The following is a 17,406-nucleotide window of genomic DNA, read 5'->3' as shown; positions in this document are numbered from 1 at the left end:
ATCTTTGCAATTTAAATAAAAACTTGCACACACCCATTGGATCATCGATTTTAGAGGGCTTTGAGGAATTCACTCAGCTGGGCCGGCGACATTTGAGGTGCCAGGCTTTTTTCCATCCCGCCACCCGGCTGGTTGATCGGCTCGCCTTCGTATTGTCCCTTGTCTCGATACTCATCTGCGGCATTCAACCCAAAGGACAGTCCGGTCTTTTCTTCGATCAGCGCGATCTTGATCCGGGCGGTGAACAGTTCCTGTTTTTTAAAGAGCCTTTCGATATCCGCCCTGGTCAAGGTGGGTTGTACCTGCTTCAGCACTTTTTCCAAGGCACTTGGCTTCGGCTTTAGTTTGCTTAGGTAGGGTTCCTGGCTCATCAAAAAGCCCAAAGCCCTGAGCTGGCCCTCTTTTTCATAAACCAAAATCTTCCAAAAATTCATCGGTGCCAACAAGCCATTGATCTGCCGCGCTTTATTGAAGATTGGGCCTGCGAACAGCGTGATCTTATTGTCCTGAAAGATACTCCTGGCGATGCAGTAATCTTCCAGGTAATTCCAAACGACGCCGTTGAAGTATGGGATCTGCGGACAAGCATTTGTATAGTGAAATGTATCGCCTATCGCTATTTTTGATACTTCAGCGCTGCCCCATGCCGGGTCGTAGTAGCGCACCAGGTGCCCTTTGGCAAAGCCCGAACCTTTATAATCTTTATTGCCATACTGGACGGTGCCGCGCCTTGAGCTGATGCGCTCGTCCTGATACCAGGAGTCGCTATCCCTTTCTTCGTGGACCATTCCGAGCATATTGGTCTTACCGTAGATATTGACAGCCGTATAATAGGGCATTTTTTTCGCGGTATTGAAAGCGATGCTGAAATGGGTGTAATCCAATATCCGGTCACCATTGGGTCCGATACCTGATGTCAGCACCGGCAGATCATTTTCCTCACCGGCCTTCAGTTTCGGAAGGGAAAGCGCGGTACCGAGGAAGGCGGGGTCATAGCCCTTGCGGTCATTCAGGGTGTCGGTGTGTACAGCTTTTTCCAGGGCGACCGTATGCGTCCCTGTTTGTTCGATGGCGATCTCAAAAGTTTCCATAGTGAAGCGTTGATAGGGTTTCCTAAAGGTATCAAATACCCTGGAAAAAATCATATCTGATATGCCAACCGGCCACCAAAAAACGAGAACGTGCCGTTCACCGCCCTGTCCTTAAGCGGTTTATGGCTGGTCAAATATTATATTTCGCAAATGTTATTTGTATTTATAAATATATATACATTATCTTTATAGGAAACCTCAACCGATGATCATTGGGCCTGTTTTGATGCTTGCTGAAAGGAAAGTAGATCGTCGCTGTTCGCACCCTACAATTAACCTTTATCTATATCATCATGGCCAAGATCACCTTCAAATTCAAACTGACGCACCCCGAGGGGATAGCGTTCACCAAACTCCGGGTTCATACCGCTGAGCTGAACAAAGACCAGCTGTACAAAAATATCACAGGCAATGCCCCGGTTGTCGCCGAGGGCACGATCGATGCCGAACTGGTAACCGGTATCGTCGATGTTTCCTGGGACGCCGTTGGCGCACCGAACATCGCCGGCAGTATCTCGCTTAAAAGAGGCACGAAAGATCTGCTAACCGAGGACCAGGGCAAGGTCCTGATCCCTTCCGGCGGCGAGGTACACACACAATTCGACGACCTTAATTTGCCTTCCGCATGAAAAAGATCGTCAGTTTCGCCGCGGTCCTCTCTTTTTTTTGCCAGGCAAGTTACGGACAAGGTATCACCAAAACGGCCGACGGAGAGGGAACGGTCCTGTTCAAAGGGTCAAGTATTGGCATCGATATTGCCAAAACTGACATCAGCATCGGCTGGAACAATCTTCAGCGGACGGTCGGTGATAAAAGCACCTGGTTCCTCGGCCTCAGCGCCCAAGGCGAGAATAAGGAGGGCGTATCGACACTTTTAAGTAAGGGTGATGCGGTGCCTTCGGCATCAGGCCGGATATACGGCGGCTGGTCTTGGTCCAATGCCACCAGCAGTTCGCATGCCGTGCAGGAACAGTTCATCCTCAACCGGATGACCCGCTATGATCAGCGTTTTTTGAGGAACTACCGGGTAAGGATCTATGAGGCGGCACTGGCCCTTTGTGATGAAAGCGACCCTGACCAGGCTAAATTCAAAAAAGGGTTCCTGAACGTCCTGCGGAAAGCGGATATCACGGTGAGCATTACCGATGCGCTGGTTATCAATCCGGCCACGGACAAATCTTCGGTGCAAACGATCAAAAAACAGTTGACGGCGGTATCCGACAAAATGCTGGCGCAATATAAAACGGACCTGGCCGGCTTCAATGCGGAACTTAAAAAGTTATCGGACGCCGGCCCAAAAACCTACACCCAATTCCTCGTGTACGGCTTTGGTGATTATTCCTCTTCGCAATTCAAGCAAATGACCAAACTGGACAGTGTCAATTATAACAACAGCTTTCAGAACGTCAACCAGCGGGGAGATAAGATCGGTTTGGGTGTCAATTATCAAAATGGGCCTTTTACTTTCGGCCTGACCTACGACTATGCCTTCGCTAATAATTTTGATCTGCTCAGTAAAAAAACCTACACTTTTAAGAAGGTGCTGACCAGCGGTAACCAGTCCCTCACTGAGCAGAAGGACATTACCGCTTATTCGGGGACCTATGGCACCCTGCATATGGATGAGATCGGTTTCGATGCGCTCTATAACGTTAAGCTCGATCCGCTGGCGACCAACCACCTCCTGTTCGACCCTTACGCGCGCTGGAAGGTATCCCATGATAAGGCATTGATGCCGAACACCTTCGATGTGGGTTGCGGGTTTTATTTCTTCCAGCAGACCGGCAAATTCCTGGGCGGCTTTTATGTCGAGTTGCCGGATGTGAACAACAATTACGAGAAGATGAAACCGGATGCAGAGCAGGTCTTCCGGAAGCCTTTGCAGCGGCTTTCCTTTGGCATTGTCGGCAAGCTTTCCCTGTCGACCTTTGCCGGCTTATTCTGAGGTAGCGGACCAACCTATTTAAAAACGAAGATCTAAAATAAGGAAATGATGTCATTGTATCAGGGCTCTGTACAGGCCGGGCTGTTAAAAAAAGGCTTCGTAGCAGCCATGTTGTTGAGTGGAATTCTGTTTATCACCGCCCAGCGTGCTCGTGCGCAATCTTTAACTATAGCCGGCAATACGACCGTGGAAACGCTCGACGCCAAAATGAAGGAAACACTGGTCATTCCGCTGAAAGCAGAGAATGTGGATCCGGCGAATATCCGGCTGGAAGGGGTGCAACCCGCCGTAGTGCTCTACAATAAAAGCGCGACCGCTGATCTCAAAAGGGCTTTTACGATCACTTACAACGCAGTCCTCTGTCAATTGGAGGTCCTGGTAGATAAGGCCCAGCTTCCGCGGCCGGGCAATTACGATCTCTCCGTGCAGTTCAATTATACGGATGCGGCAGGAGTTAAAAAGACCGGCAAAGTACCCTTTACCATCGCGTGGCCGGCGGCAACCCTGGAGAACCTGGTGCAAGTGAACCTGATCAAGATCGATAACGGAAAAAGCTCCGGCGAACCCATACAACTGCGGGAGACCGTTGGCAAAGCTGATGTAAATGACCTGAATTTTTCGGTAGCCTTTATCCCTGATCAGCCCAGGCCGGACCTGCTCGACTTCAAAAAGACCGACAAGGCTTTAGCCGCCGGAACGGCCAAGTCCTTCAGCTATGTGATCGACCAGAAAGCAGCTGATCGCTTAAAGGATGGTGAGACCAATTTTACGGCTACCATCAATTCGAAGGCTTTGAGCGCACCCGTGAAAGTAAGTTTCAAGGTCATTAAGAACGAGTGGAAGGGCTTGATCCTGGTAGCGGTGGTACTTGGTCTTTTACTGAGCTTCCTTTTGAAGACGGCGCTGGCTACGAAGATCGCCGATACCAAGGCCGAAGAAAATGGGACCCAGCTGAAACTGGAACTGGAAAGCTTCAAGGCGGACATACAAGATGTGCCCATGAAGCAGGACATTGACGAATTGCTTAAACAGACGACAGACGCGCTTGCCGAACTGGACAGCTTTTTTGCCGACCATACCCAGACCCCGCAAAAACTCCAAACCATCCGGTCGAATTTCGAGATCAAACGCCAGGCTTTCACGGTGAATATCAATGCGGCCATTATCACCCTGCTCAATGCCCGGGAAGCGCTGCGCCCCCCCGGCGCCGAACGTTATCTGACCGCCGGCACCCAGGACCTGATAACGATCGGCGAACGATTGGATCAAAAGGATCTGTCCGGTGCGAACCTCGCCCTCGGGAACCTGAACGCACACCTTGCCGACAGCATCCAGCTGCGAAAGGCACAGGTCGCTGCGTTCTTTGACTTCCTGCGCTTAGCCGGTCACCTGCCAAAGGACCTGCCTGAACTGCCTGCCTGGGTAACCGATGCAGGCGCCAAATATGAAGAGCGCCTGACCGGGGCCACTTTGACAGGCACTGACTATCCGGGACTGATCCGGGCACTGGTCAAACTGGAAAATGATCTCCAGCACTTTCCCGAATTATTCCTGGGCACCGTTGCTGACGCATACCAGGATCTTGACCGTAAGGCTGCACGGGTGCCTGCCTTTCATGACGCGCTCAATGCCTGGAGCGAAATGATCCGGAACATAGCCCGGGACCTGTCTGTGCCGCCCCGGACAAGCGCCGATGACGGTACTTTATTGGATCAGCTGGACAAAGCCTGGGCAGCCGCTAAAGTTCCGGGCAACCAGGTAGCCAGCGATCGCAGTGCAGGGGGCATGGAAAGATCAGGGGCTTTTTCATTGAAAAAACTCCTCGGGTTCAAGCCGGAAGCGCCGGATGCAGCGGGCGATCCCTTGACCTTTGCCGTGTCGCCGGCTTCCGGAGCGGAGCTGACCAAGATCAGGCTGAGCAAGATCCGGTCGAACTATATCTGGCTGGCCATATTGCGTTACGCCATTTTCATCCTGCTGATCAGCGCTGCCGCCTATCGGGCCTATGAAGCCACTTTTATCGGCACCTGGCAGCAATTCCTGGGTATCATGCTGAGTGCCATGACGATCGATATCGCAGCCGAAGGGGTTACGCAGCTGAACAATAAAGTAAGTGTATAGCGTCTAAAGCTCCTTGAACATTTTATCATTGTCTTCCATCAACCGGTCGCCCAAAGCCTGCTTATATGCCGCCGTTCCGACCACATTCGATGGACTGTAATCCCTGTCCTGTTCCATGCGGTGCAGGACAGAGCCGTCAATGTATTGACACGTTTCATTGTCAAGTTTGGGCTGCCGGATACTCGTCGACAAGAAACTTTCTATGGTCAGCGAGCGGTGGATCTCCGCCAATGGGTCAGGCCGCAATCCGGCTAAAAAGGCGTTGTCGAAATAAAGCCCGCGTTCCTGCGCTTTGCTGAGCATCCAAAGCAGGCTGATATCGCTTAAACCGCTTTCCGCATATCCCCCGCCGATATCCGCGTGTGTGCCGGCGAACCAGCGTTGCTCCAATTGATTGACCGCTGCTTTTTTGGACCGGCTTGGCGCCCACAGTGCCGGCTTGAAGGCGGCGCGCCGTTCGTCCAGCGCCAAGGCCTGATAGGCATTCTTTACGATCCTGGAAAGTACATTATCGTGGAACTGATAAGACCTTCTTTGGACGATCTGTAATAAAGAGAATGGGATCCCTAACGCGCCGATCGTTTCCCAAACGCCTAAAAACGTGACCTCCGGCAGGGGGTGCGCATTCTCGCCACGGAATTTGGTCGCTTCCTTGCCGTCTACGTTATCCACGATGGATCTGTTAAAATAAAGTTCAATCGCTTCCTCGATCTTTTTCGAATCGCTTTGCTTGAGTATACCGCATTTGCGGATCAGGCCGACCACGGCACGGACGATGTAGGCCCCCTTGCTGAAGCCAAAGAAGAACAACTCATCCCCTGGCTGATAGTTAGAGACGATGAAATAGTAGATATTCCGGACGGATTCCCTAATATCCTGAAGGCTGAGTTGCCCGAGGAACTTACCGAAGAACGTTTGTTGTTCCAGCACGCAGCGTTCATAGATGCTGACTTGTTGTATCCCGTCAGGCGTTTGACTGACCAGGGCATTGTAAAGCTTCTCCACGTTGGTCTTCAACAAAATATCCCGCTTGGTCTGGGAACTGGGGTACCAAAGCCCATCGCAACAAATGACCAGGCGTTTGGATAGACTTGGTGCCTTGTCCTTTGCATTGCTGGAGATCCTGTTCTTGAGCAGGTCATCCAATTCGGCGAAAAGCGAGACATCATGCGCGGCTGCTCTAAGTGATCCGGGCATACTGATCTCTTTTAGGGTCAGACTGAACCGGCTGCGGACCAGTCTTTCCAGCGTCGAAGAACTGCCCGCTTCTTTTTCCCGGATCTGATAGCGGTCCACAAATTGTTTTTCGCCCAAAAATTCATTCTGTTTGACGAAATCGATCAGGTCGCGTAAATTATTCCTGCGGGCGACCTCTTGGTAAATAAAGGGCCAATCTGCAGGATGATCACAATTTTGTAAGCATTCTTCCACTAATTTCCGGGGTAATCTATCATATCGTGCGAAAGGCTGATCGCTCCGGGCGCTGTTACGCAGTTGCAGCAGGACATACTCCAGCAGCAGCGGCCAATCACTAACCATTGCCATTGCGTCGATCTCCTGTAACACCTCCACGGCGCGTGCGTACATCCGGTTGATCTCATAGGTCCGGGCCAAAGAGAGTATGATCTTCACATATACCGGGTCCCGCCGTTGAAAATATCGTTCGGTGGCAAACCATTCCGCAAAATTCAGGTTTCCCAGCCTTTCGTTGACCTGGCATTCGATCAGCCATAACCTGGGGTCATAGGAACGGGGCCTTCGCGCGAACCAACGTGCCCAGGTTTCCAGGGAACTGACATCACGGCTGATCAGCCCGGACCGTTCCTGTGCCTGCACGAAATAGGCCCAGGTTTCTTCTGAAACGACAGCCAGGTGGTCCGAATTGACAGCGGTCCCAAAGCGAGCGGCCAATACGATCTGTGTATCCGGCAAGAACTCACGGATCGAGGTTTCCAGATAAGGCCTGATGTCGGCATCGATCTGATCGATGAGCTCAAAAATATTGCCGCCCAGTTTTAAGCGGTGGTAAATATACTCGGCACGCCCCTCAGTTGTCCGGGCGTTTTCATAATAGCTGATCGCGGAACGATGCACATCGTTAACATGATATTCGGGGCTTTCTTTGATCAGCAGCTCCATACTTTCTCTCACGTCCTGCCGAAAGCTCCAAACTTCCCCGCGTTGTTCGATCATAAATACGTGCTTGCACAGATCCTTGAACAAACGTTCGGCATCGCTGATCGTCAACTCACCTAATCCGCAAGGACCGGCCAGGACCTTTTGAATGATCTCCGGGCTTAACCGCCTGACGACCACACCCGGTATGGCGAGTTGTTTCAAGCGCGGATCCCCATGCAGGTGATGAAGGTTGCGCGAGATCAGCTTTTGCTGGATCAGGGTACCGGAAATATCCCGAAACAGCGTTTCTATCGGGGTATTTGCGGGCGCGTTCCGCACGACCCCGGCAGCAGCCTTTAGGCTTAAGGGGTTACCGCCAAATTCACGAACGATAAAATTCGCCTTTTCGGAGCTGACACCTGCGTCCTTTAAATAGGCTTTGGCGACCGATGGTTCGAGATCGGCCAGCGCCAGGGTCTCTACTTTGATCTCGCTCAGGGTCTCTGAACGCCCGGCCATGACCACCCGCAGACGGGGGACCAATTTTTTCAGGGTGCTTAAAAACTTAAAAAAGTCGATAAACTCGATATTCTGGGCCCGGTATTGCAATTCTTCGAACGAGTCCAGCAACAGCAGTACCGGTTGACCCGCTGCCGGCGAGCTCATCAGGTTTTCGGCATAGCGGGCGAACAGGTATTCCAGGTCTGAGCTGCGGCTTTTGATATCGGTCTTCAGCCTTTCATTTTTAATATAATCATTGATCTCATTAAAATAATGGTCCTGGTTCGGAAACTGCAGCGCCAGCTGGCGGCAGGCGTCAGTGATCAACCTAAATGGATCAGCTATGGATAATCCCGGCCTGTCGAAATCGAAATAAATGAAGGGTAACTGGAAAGCCCGCCCTTCGAAATTCAAATGATCCAGGACAAATTTGGCTAAGAGACTTGATTTGCCGACGCCCCCCTCGCCATGGATGAGTAAAGGCCTGTCCCCGTCACCCAGGAAGTGCCTGGCAGCCCGCAGGGTACCGGCATAGGCACTGCCGGCCGGGATCCAGTCCACGTAATCCGCCAGCTGGGCCAGTTGATCTACTCGGCCTTTAAAATCGCTGGTCAGCGTACGGAACGGTTCCAAGATCTCCTCTTGCTTCATGCGGACGCTGATCGTTTTCTCATCCGGGACCCCGAACAGGGTGTCCTGGAGCCAGCGCCTTACCGTAAAGGTCGCTGATAGTTCTGCCAGGGACTGCGCCCTTGGCGCTGGGGCTATCCCATTCAAATAGGCGATCAGCATTTGCTCGATCAAATTGCAATCGGTTCTTCCGGTTAAACGGGTTAAGATGGGCGCAAGTTCGTCTCTGCTTTGGACGCCTTTTAAGGCCCGAACCCGTTCTGATTCGGCGAGCACCCAAGTTACTTCGGCCTCCGGCGTAAGCGGATCTGAGGGTAACTTAACAAGGTGCTCTGCAAACAGAGCCCATTCTTCATCGCTAAGCTGGTGTCCGTAGATAGCTTGGTCGAATTCCTGCAGGACTGCCCGGCTGAAGTCCACCAATACAGCGCCCAGCACATACAGGTGCGGTGGCAGTGTCACGGGTTGTACTACGGAAACATCCTTGTTCGCGCTAAAAAGCAGCTGCAGGTCTACCTTTTTTCTCGGTTTCTCTTCGGACATCATTCTTCTGCTGCGATTAGGTCTTCATTGAATTTTTTGAACCAGGAGCCAACTTTACGGCCAACCGCTGTTACATTCGGGACATTGGCGAGGTCTGCTTTGACCGCTTGGATGTCCTGCTGATAGCCAGCCAGGAAATCCGCCTCATTGGTGATGCCGAAATCATATTTTTTGCTCATATGGCTGAACGCTCCCGTAAAGAATTCATCAATGTTCGCATCCGTGAAATTCGTGAGCGGGTGCTCGTAAGTGATCTGCTGTACATCCCAGTGCCAGCTTTTGATCTGCTCGTCGGAAAGATTGCCCAGCAAGACCTGACAGCGAAGGTCAAGGTTATCCGGCATGGCCGCGATTAGCTCCAGTGCATCCTCAGTGATTGGTACCTTGTCCAGCTGATCGATGTAAAGCAGCCACTTTTCGCCCGAAACCTTCATCGCTTCATTTAGACGGGTCAGAAAAGGCGTGATCTTGAGTGGACCGGTGATTGTGAAATCCTTGACAGAAAGATTCGCGAAGATAAGTTCCGCCAGGTCAGCTGCGGTTACCACCTTTGTTTCCTTCTTTTTGAGATAGATCTCAAGATTAGCATTGATGTAAATGAATTTGAAACAGCCCAATTCGGTACTGATGCTGCGCAGATAATACTGGAGATAACTGATCCCCATTTCAGGCACGGGGCCCTTAATGTTCAATAAGAAGCGCCGTTTTTCATTACAGATGTTACGGAGCTCTCTTCTGAAAGCTTTCCGGCCAATAAAGGGACGGGTGTCGTCAAGAATGTGCCTGACGAAATGTTCCTCCCGCAGGCCGAACTCATCGTTTTTGAGTTCGTAGAAATGATCGAACCGCTGGAAGAACGCCTCGAAATCGGCTCGTTCACCGGCTGGCAGTGCTTTCAAAAGTTTGATCAATTCCTCTATCTTGCCTTCCGATTGCAAACTCGTAATGTAGCGCGCGACACTACTGTCATAACCGGTCACACCGAAGGTCACCTGCTCGAACGTCGGCCCGAGCACATCCTGGTGGTCACTGGTGAACAATTCCAGATCCGCGGGCAAAAAGTGGCCTATGATCGCTGCCCTCAAGCTCTTGCGTAATTCATCCGATAGTCTCATATATCCAGGCTTATTTGTTTGTTTCGAAGGTCTTCAGCAATGCGTACCATGGGTATGCCTTGGTTGTAAGTTGGCTTCCACTGTTTAGGGTCGCCGACATTGTGTAACGCGATCACTCCGAACTTTTCGTCAAAGCAGGGGGAGCCGGAAGACCCGCCTTCCGTGTTCACGGAATAGCGTACGCGTAAGGCCGAAGGGTCAAGCGCGGTTATGCCGCTTAGGTCGATGACCATCTCCAGCGGGCGGCTGTCCGGATGCTGCAGGATGACGATGGGATTGCCTGGCTTTGGCAATGCGGTCACGCTGGTGATATCTATCCAGCCCCTGGCTGGTGCCTGTGAAACTTGGTCCTGCTTGATGCCGAACGGCTCCTCACTGACAGCCCGTTCGAGCCGTACGATGGCATAGTCCAGTTCCCCTTTGGTCCAGGCCGCGTCGATGTTTTCGGGCGGATCGGCATCGAGCGGGGAAAATTTACTGTAAGCAATGACCGGCTGCCCTGCCGCTAAGCGGACATCCATGCCCGGATTGATCGTATTGCCGTCCGGGGATAGCTCATAATCAAATTTACAAAGGATACTCTGGACCTTTTCCGGTGTCTCGATCAGTTCCTGGAAAACATGATAGTTGGAGATCACCAAGTCCTTCCAAATGAGGAAACCCGTTCCGGAGAAATCGCCTTCGGTCGTGCTGATATCGATCCGGCAGACACAACGCTTGCAACGGGCCAGCCCTACCAGGAAATTAGCGGGATTGATGGACGGTGCAGCATTCAAAACACGCTCCAGGCCGGGGCGCCCGCCTTGTTGGGCTGCCGGCTGCCTGATCAGCATATCCAGTTCACTGATGAACTTCAAAAGCGCCTCATCTTCGGGAAAATCGGCCTGGAAGCCGCTGATCAGCCGGTCTATCCAGCCTTTATTGTTGATCTTTTGCAGCAGGGTCTGGACCTGGGTCTCGTAACCGGCATTGAATTCGACCCATATATGCAACTGCTGATCGAAGCGATCACTGAGCGTACGTTGAAGTTCAGGGTATTGATAAAGATCGGTTACGATCCTGCGCAATTTTCCGAGTTGAGGGCCATTTAATTTCATGATACAGGTGAAAGGATTAGTGGTCACATATTCCATCAAGGAATATCTTATAAAAATATCAGGAAAGTTTAATATTTCCAACAGGAGCGGGCATTAGCCGGCTTATTTTACATTACCAAACCAGAATAATACCCGCTTTAGGAAAAATAAGCGGCGCCTTTTCAAAAACAATACGAAGTAGATAGCTATGTAGATTTGCTTATTCCAGTTCGGTTTTGGTCAACTGCCCGACGAGCTTGGCGATCTCTTCTTCGGTACTTTTGAGTTTCGCCTGGCAGAATTCTACAAGATAGGCGGCACGCTTGACCTTTTCAGCGAGTTCATCGACGGAAACGGTGTCGTTGCTGATGGCATTATAGATTGCTTCCAGTTCGGTATAAGCAGCTTCGTAGGTTTCAGGAGTTTCTATTATTTTTATCGATATCAGTGACCTGTGCCTCGGCTTTTTCTTTGGCGAAGCGGATCATTACCGTGTCACCTTTATCCAGGCTTTGTCCATCCTTCAAAATTACATTATTCCGGCTGATGATCGCAAATCCGCGTTCAAGCGTCCGCTGCGGGCCAAGGCTGTCGATATGTTTGGCCAAATGCTGCAAGTTGGACTGCGCAGTTCGCGGGTTCTTTTGAGGTAGATGACCAAGCGCTGTTACGATCCGGCTGATCTCCTTTTGCTGGCTTTTGATCGCATAACCGGCCTGAGGGCCGAGCAGGCTGACGGTCGTTTGGAAAGTCTGTCTTTTTTTATTCAGCCAGCCGTGGCGAGCGCCGGCAGCTGTTGTTTGAGTTTTACCGCCTCTAAAGTTGACGCGCGGATCTGACCTGCCAGTTGCTCCAGCCGTTGCCGGAAGCTAAAGGCGCGGTCCACCAGGAACTGCGCTGCAGCTGTGGGCGTTTTCTCGTGGACTGCGGCCAGCATATCGCAGATGCCCTGGTTGTTGTGGTGACCGATACCCGTGATGACAGGAAAGCGGCCCCGCGCAACGACAATGGCCAATTGCTCATCATCATAGGGCATAAAGTCGCCGGGCGAACCGCCGCCGCGGATCAGGGCGATCCCATCAAAGTGTTCGCCACTGTCATAGATCTTGCGGAAGGCAGTCTCCGACTGGTAACTTCAAGCCCGTTGATGTTTGGCGACAATCAACGTAAGTAGTTAGGTCAACAAAGGATAACTGAACATTATCAACAAATGCGAGCATTTCCACCAGTGCGCCTCAAATTGGCGGATGGTTTAAGTTGGTATTCCACCAGACTGAAAATAATTAAGGAAGCGTTGAACTAATTATTAATAGTAGTTTTAAGCTTGGGTGGTATAACAATCCGGCTATAGTTATCGAATACTGCTCATTACTTATTTATAATGCAGGATAGCCAATCCTGAAACGATAAGACCCGGATGTTATGTGGACTGGGACGTTCCTGCTTAGCGATTTTCCGTTCAAATTGATCTCAACTTTATCGGATTCGGGGAAGGTTACCTCTGCCGTTGAGTTCGCGGGAATGGACACGTCGTAAATGATATCCCTGCCTTGACGTTTCCATGAGGAAACGATCATGCCGTAGGGACTTTCATGGCTTGCAGTAAAGCTATCTAATCCCTGAACGAAGTTGGGTTTAAGCAAAACATTTTTAAAACCCGGGTGTCTTTCGTCGACATTAATTCCGCCAAGCGCTTTAAAAAACCATGCGCTTATCTCTCCAAACATCATGTGATTCAGAGATATGTCTCTTGTTGCACTAACATCCCAGTTTTCATAAAGGGTAGTAGCGCCGTTTACTATCCACCAACCCCATGAAGGATAAGTCTTCTGCACCGCCAATTGATACGCTATTTCACCTTGACCATTTTCGCTGAGCGCGTTTAGGACTGCCTTGGCGCCAAGTACACCAACATCGATATGCATGCCATCTTTTGCTACACGTTTCGCCAGGTTCTCCGCAAGCCGTATCCTGTATTCTTCCGGCACAACTTTCCATTGCAGCGCCATGCTTAATTCGGTCTGTACACCGGTGCCGTAAGTACAACTAACTTTATCGAAATACTTATTATTGATGGCCGTCCTGATTTTTGTTGCCAATTTCGCATAATACTCCTCATCTTTTTTATTTCCGAATAACCTGGCCGCCTTAGTAAGGATATTAGCATCAACATAAAAATATACGGACGACGTATATTCAAGGGAGGAAGAAGATTTTACCGGAACCCAATCGCCCCGTCCAAATGTAGTTAAGCCTGTAGGACTTATCTTATTTACATAGTTGACATAGGATTTTATATTCTCATAATTAGCGGCCAAAGCTTTACTGTCACCGTAAAACATGTATAAATTCCAGGGGATGATTGCGATAGTGCTCGTCCAGTCTGTCCCATTGGCATCTCCGTAACCCCAGCCGCCGGTAGGAATGATATCGGGCAAAACGCCGTTGGGTTGCTGCTCATCCCGGTGATCTGCCATCCATTTTTCATAAACAGAAATACCGTCAAAGTTAAACAGGCCTGTTTCGACCGCAAAATGACCGTCGCCGGTCCAGCCATTCTTTTCTCGTTGCGGACAATCAGTAGGATAGCCAAATAAGTTGGAAAGATAAGATGCATTAGCAGCGTTCCACAGCTTATCGATCATGGGATTTGAGGAGCTTAAATGGCCGACCTGCTCAACATCACTATGCATAAAGTAGCCTTTTACATCGTCCTTGTCGAGCTTAATTGGTTTATTACTGCATACCTCCACGTATTGAAAACCTTTGTAGTTAAAGCTTGGCATAAAGTCTACCGGCCCTTTGCCATTCAAAATAACAATATCGGTTTGATAAGGATCGTTGTTATCTTTTGGCCGGTAATACACATCTATGTTAGATATGTCTACGTGGCCTTTTCTGCTACCATCAGCTGTAAAAAGCCTTTCGCCATGAGTAAGGCGAACTACGGTGCCGCTATCACCGTTAAGGTGTACTTTGGTTACTCCCGAAATATTCCTTCCAAGGTCAACCACATAATTGGTATCACTAAACTTAACGATAGATTTAGCAAGGATTTTCTCTACATTCCTTATGGGTACCATGAGCTGACTCACGATCTTTTGTGATGGCGCTGCCCGGTAATTAGCACCTTGCCATCGGCCGTCATTGAAATTTATCCTGTTCCATCCGGGGATTTCCTGGCGGGTATCATAATGTTCGCCGGTATATATACTATTAAATACAATAGGGCCGCTGTGGGTTTTCCATGTTTCATCTGTTGACACAATTTGGGTTGTGCCATCGTCATAGGTTATCCTGAGGTCCAGGCAAAAGGCAGGCCTGGCACGCCACGGCGCATGATCGAAATTCCAGACGGCACGCGATTGATGGTTATACCACCCATTGCCCAATACAACACCAATAGCGTTTTCGCTATTTTGGATCGCTCCGGTAACATCATAGCTAACATAAAGATTGCGCCTGTCGAACCTGGTATACATCGGGTCGAGCCTGTGATTTCCGATTTTCTGCCCATTAATAAATAGCTCGTACAGTCCGGCGACCGCTATATAAGCACGCGCTGAACGAACCTTTTTATTTACTTTAAATACTTTACGGAAATATGGTGCTTCTGATTTATCAATAGTGCCCCCGTCACTAATCCACGCACCGGTCCAATTCGACGCTTTGACCATGCCTGTCTCAAAATAGGATAGCTTACTATCAGTCATTTGGTGACCGTTGTTGTCCCAGGTCCGCACCTTCCAGAAATAACGGGTAAAAGGTTGTAGCTCTTTCCCCTGGTAAGTTATCAGGCTAAGCGATGACAATACTTTCCCGGAACTCCAAACCGTTCCGGTTCCCTTACTAAGCATGGAGCTGTCTTTGGAGACAAAAACAGCGTAGGCGGTTTGAGCCGCACCGTTGGTTCTGTCGTTAATCTGCCAGGAGAGCCGGGGATAAGGTTCGTCTACGCCTATTGGCGTAGTAAGGTGTTCGCATTGAAGCCTAAAAGCTCCGGCCTGCGCTTTGACCTGGTTGAAGCTTAAAAAATTACCTGAGAGAAAAACAATAATAAATACCAAACTACAGGGTTTGAAAAAGCGAATTTGCATCTTGTTTATATAAGTAAAGCGAACTATTTGATCAGAAGACCACTGATTATTTGAGCGTACCAGCGCGCAAGGTAATCGTTGGGGTGATTAACATTATTGCCGGTCATATCCTGGTAACTTTTATGCTTCAGCAATTCTGCGTGCACGCCCGTCATATCGGCTAAGGCAATTCCTTTTTTAACGAGTTTCTCCAACTCGGTCTTATAGTTTGCCTGTAGCCCGGATTGTACAGCATCGGGATTAGCAAGCATGGGAGCTATAATGATAAATTCCGTATCAGGCTTATTTGCCCAAACCGCATTGATGATTCCGCTGATTTGGTCGCGGTATTGCACTGGCGATACATTTTCGCTGCCATCGTTCATGCCAAAGCCGATGATGACAAGGTCGGCCCGATAGGCACACACGCGACTCTGCACAGAATCCAACCCCCACATGGCCAGCTTACCCGGCACAGACGTATTATGATAGGTAACCGGCGCGCCGTAAACGCCGCGAAGACGATAGACGACCAGCTCCGGCCAGGCAGGCATGTAAGGAGGCACGTTTTCGAAACCGCTCGCATTGTAACCGGCTTCTATGCTATTACCATAAAAAACAATGTCCAATCCTTTTTTGGTCTCCAGTTTTTTAATTGCCGAGGGTAGGTTTGCTACCTGAAAAGAAGGGACCGGGCCGTTCCATTTCCGGTTTTTTTCGGGAATATAAGTTACTGAAATCTGCCTGCTGCTGAAATAGGCATTTTCGTTAAACAGCACAAAAGAACCCGGCACTTTGCCTTTCATAGATAATCCGGGTTTACTATCCCGGAATACGAGATCTTCCCGTTTTAAAAAAGGAATCGTTGAGCCTTTCGTAATACTGATCTTCTCATCGCCATAACGCCAATCTTTCCCCTTTATAAAAGTGATTCTCTGGTCGGTTGATTTTACAGACAGAATCTTTTTAGGACTGAAAAGCAGTGCCCCTCTGCCATCATTCCCGTCTTTGATGATCTGTATGCTTTCATCCGTAATGGTATCCGCTTCCCAGAATGGCTCATTGTATTTTTTCAAATCGATCAGTCCGTCCCATCGGGGAGCCAAACCCAGTTGTTTAAACGCAGCGCAAAGCGCGTTCGCAATAACCGCATTTCCTTTATCCGACGGATGCAAGCCATCATAAGTGATATTGACAGCTGATGGCGGGTAAGGATATTCGTCATTTTTGGGATCAAAAGGAATGTCAACCGACCGGGGATAAACGAAGTCTTTGTAAGTTCCTTTCCCCGGATCTTTCAGGCGCTTATAATGAACCAGTTTTTCGATACCCAGTTGTTGGTCATGATATAGATCAACTACTGCTAGCCGTTCATACTTTCCGATAGCGATTACAGCATTGGCAAACTCCTCCAGCGATTGCCCGTTTTTGTTTCGATAGGACCCGTAGGCGTTATTATTCGGATCGGCGATATACACAAAATCATTGCGCTGCATGGGTGTGATCATGATGATCTTCGCCTCCGGGTTTAAGCTGCGTATTTTGTCGATGATGATCCTGTAAGAGCCATAGGCGGTTGTATTGCCCCGATTTTGCTTATAGTCATCCATATTTCCAACGGGCCTGCCTTGCCACCAATCATTGGTACCTAAAAAAACCGAATAAACATCAGCTTTAAACAAGCCCAGGCTCCCGATATTTTCGGCTATTCCGCCCGATGTCCAACCATTGTGCCCCTGATTGACATACCTAAAGTGGGGCATTGACTCTACTACACGCGTGAGGTACCCCTTTTTTACCCTGTTCCCGGTTTCATCAAGATGATCATTCAGGTAGGTAATGGAATCTCCAATGGCAATCCATGTGTACTCCCTTTCCTGGAATGAGCACATAAAGAAAATAAAAAGTACTACTATAAGAATCTTTTTCATATTATAGAAAGATCGCAGCGTTACATGCATCTGTGCAGGTAAAAATTCAATGCCTGTAAAATCATTATGAGCAATGAAATCCGCCAATTTTGCAATGAAATCAAATATAAAGGATAGAAGCGGGAAAACTGTACCGCAGTGTTTCAGCATAAAAAACATAGTGATCGCGCCGGCAGCCCTATTCCCGCAAACAGCCTGGCCGGTACAGACATCCGGCCAGGCTGATACATTGCTTGTTGATATTAAACAGGGAGGTTAA

At 49.5% G+C, this 17,406-nt stretch carries 13 protein-coding genes; 4 read left to right on the top strand and 9 right to left on the bottom strand.

What is annotated here, in order from left to right:
* Positions 1-50: 50 nt before the first annotated feature.
* Entirely contained in the window at positions 51-1,091 is a 1,041-nt protein-coding gene (locus ACP26M_RS24885) for a DNA/RNA non-specific endonuclease (protein WP_426584196.1), read from the bottom strand.
* A gap of 293 nt (positions 1,092-1,384) precedes the next feature.
* Between ACP26M_RS24885 and ACP26M_RS24880 the strand changes: the two genes are divergently transcribed.
* From ACP26M_RS24880 to ACP26M_RS24870, 3 genes are read left to right on the top strand one after another with little or no spacing between them, the layout of a single operon-like run.
* Positions 1,385-1,720 carry a hypothetical protein gene (locus ACP26M_RS24880; RefSeq protein WP_426584194.1) on the top strand — a complete coding sequence of 112 codons (336 nt, stop codon included), beginning with the start codon at positions 1,385-1,387 and terminating at the stop codon, positions 1,718-1,720.
* The gene (locus ACP26M_RS24875; RefSeq protein ID WP_426584192.1) at positions 1,717-3,036 is read left to right on the top strand and encodes a hypothetical protein; all 1,320 of its coding nucleotides are present in this window, start codon (positions 1,717-1,719) and stop codon (positions 3,034-3,036) included. The genes ACP26M_RS24880 and ACP26M_RS24875 overlap by 4 nt, the downstream gene beginning before the upstream one ends.
* A 45-nt stretch (positions 3,037-3,081) precedes the next feature.
* Positions 3,082-5,157 carry a hypothetical protein gene (locus ACP26M_RS24870; protein ID WP_426584190.1) on the top strand — a complete coding sequence of 692 codons (2,076 nt, stop codon included), beginning with the start codon at positions 3,082-3,084 and terminating at the stop codon, positions 5,155-5,157.
* A 3-nt stretch (positions 5,158-5,160) separates the two neighbouring features.
* On the opposite strand, the gene ACP26M_RS24865 is transcribed toward ACP26M_RS24870, so the two are convergent.
* The 8 genes from ACP26M_RS24865 to ACP26M_RS24830 all read right to left on the bottom strand — a co-directional run bounded on the left by ACP26M_RS24865 (position 5,161) and on the right by ACP26M_RS24830 (position 17,147).
* On the bottom strand, positions 5,161-8,952 hold the full coding sequence (locus ACP26M_RS24865) for a phospholipase effector Tle1 domain-containing protein (RefSeq protein WP_426584188.1): 3,792 nt from the start codon (positions 8,950-8,952) through the stop codon (positions 5,161-5,163).
* A complete protein-coding gene (locus ACP26M_RS24860) occupies positions 8,949-10,064 on the bottom strand; it encodes a hypothetical protein (protein ID WP_426584186.1) in 1,116 nt (371 codons plus the stop codon). The genes ACP26M_RS24865 and ACP26M_RS24860 overlap by 4 nt, the downstream gene beginning before the upstream one ends.
* Positions 10,061-11,161 (bottom strand): trypsin-like peptidase domain-containing protein, encoded by a 1,101-nt coding sequence (locus ACP26M_RS24855; RefSeq protein ID WP_426584184.1) that lies wholly within the window; start codon positions 11,159-11,161, stop codon positions 10,061-10,063. The genes ACP26M_RS24860 and ACP26M_RS24855 overlap by 4 nt, the downstream gene beginning before the upstream one ends.
* Before the next feature lie 199 nt (positions 11,162-11,360).
* Positions 11,361-11,570, bottom strand: a complete 210-nt coding sequence (gene xseB, locus ACP26M_RS24850; RefSeq protein ID WP_426589769.1) for an exodeoxyribonuclease VII small subunit — start codon at positions 11,568-11,570, stop codon at positions 11,361-11,363.
* Positions 11,557-11,871 (bottom strand): exodeoxyribonuclease VII large subunit, encoded by a 315-nt coding sequence (locus ACP26M_RS24845; RefSeq protein WP_426589767.1) that lies wholly within the window; start codon positions 11,869-11,871, stop codon positions 11,557-11,559. The genes xseB and ACP26M_RS24845 overlap by 14 nt, the downstream gene beginning before the upstream one ends.
* 35 nt (positions 11,872-11,906) lie before the next feature.
* Positions 11,907-12,245 carry an exodeoxyribonuclease VII large subunit gene (locus tag ACP26M_RS24840; protein ID WP_426589765.1) on the bottom strand — a complete coding sequence of 113 codons (339 nt, stop codon included), beginning with the start codon at positions 12,243-12,245 and terminating at the stop codon, positions 11,907-11,909.
* 271 nt (positions 12,246-12,516) lie between these two features.
* Positions 12,517-15,237: a family 78 glycoside hydrolase catalytic domain gene (locus tag ACP26M_RS24835; RefSeq protein WP_426584182.1), complete on the bottom strand. Its 2,721-nt coding sequence runs from the start codon at positions 15,235-15,237 to the stop codon at positions 12,517-12,519.
* A gap of 23 nt (positions 15,238-15,260) precedes the next feature.
* On the bottom strand, positions 15,261-17,147 hold the full coding sequence (locus tag ACP26M_RS24830) for an SGNH/GDSL hydrolase family protein (protein WP_426584180.1): 1,887 nt from the start codon (positions 17,145-17,147) through the stop codon (positions 15,261-15,263).
* A 94-nt stretch (positions 17,148-17,241) separates the two neighbouring features.
* Here ACP26M_RS24830 and ACP26M_RS24825 point away from each other — a divergent pair, with 94 nt between their 5' ends.
* Positions 17,242-17,406 carry a hypothetical protein gene (locus ACP26M_RS24825; protein ID WP_426584177.1) on the top strand — a complete coding sequence of 55 codons (165 nt, stop codon included), beginning with the start codon at positions 17,242-17,244 and terminating at the stop codon, positions 17,404-17,406.

The sequence above is a fragment of the Mucilaginibacter sp. R-33 genome, assembly GCF_049949235.1.
Lineage (GTDB): Bacteria > Bacteroidota > Bacteroidia > Sphingobacteriales > Sphingobacteriaceae > Mucilaginibacter.
This window is presented reverse-complemented; position numbering and strand designations above follow the sequence as displayed.

What these genes read in the sequence shown, in the direction of transcription:
- ACP26M_RS24885 (WP_426584196.1), bottom strand. Translation starts at nt 1,091, where the DNA reads ATGGAAACTTTTGAGATCGCCATCGAACAAACAGGGACGCATACGGTC.
- ACP26M_RS24880 (WP_426584194.1), top strand. Translation starts at nt 1,385, where the DNA reads ATGGCCAAGATCACCTTCAAATTCAAACTGACGCACCCCGAGGGGATA.
- ACP26M_RS24875 (WP_426584192.1), top strand. Translation starts at nt 1,717, where the DNA reads ATGAAAAAGATCGTCAGTTTCGCCGCGGTCCTCTCTTTTTTTTGCCAG.
- ACP26M_RS24870 (WP_426584190.1), top strand. Translation starts at nt 3,082, where the DNA reads ATGATGTCATTGTATCAGGGCTCTGTACAGGCCGGGCTGTTAAAAAAA.
- ACP26M_RS24865 (WP_426584188.1), bottom strand. Translation starts at nt 8,952, where the DNA reads ATGATGTCCGAAGAGAAACCGAGAAAAAAGGTAGACCTGCAGCTGCTT.
- ACP26M_RS24860 (WP_426584186.1), bottom strand. Translation starts at nt 10,064, where the DNA reads ATGAGACTATCGGATGAATTACGCAAGAGCTTGAGGGCAGCGATCATA.
- ACP26M_RS24855 (WP_426584184.1), bottom strand. Translation starts at nt 11,161, where the DNA reads ATGAAATTAAATGGCCCTCAACTCGGAAAATTGCGCAGGATCGTAACC.
- ACP26M_RS24835 (WP_426584182.1), bottom strand. Translation starts at nt 15,237, where the DNA reads ATGCAAATTCGCTTTTTCAAACCCTGTAGTTTGGTATTTATTATTGTT.
- ACP26M_RS24830 (WP_426584180.1), bottom strand. Translation starts at nt 17,147, where the DNA reads ATGAAAAAGATTCTTATAGTAGTACTTTTTATTTTCTTTATGTGCTCA.
- ACP26M_RS24825 (WP_426584177.1), top strand. Translation starts at nt 17,242, where the DNA reads ATGAAATCAAATATAAAGGATAGAAGCGGGAAAACTGTACCGCAGTGT.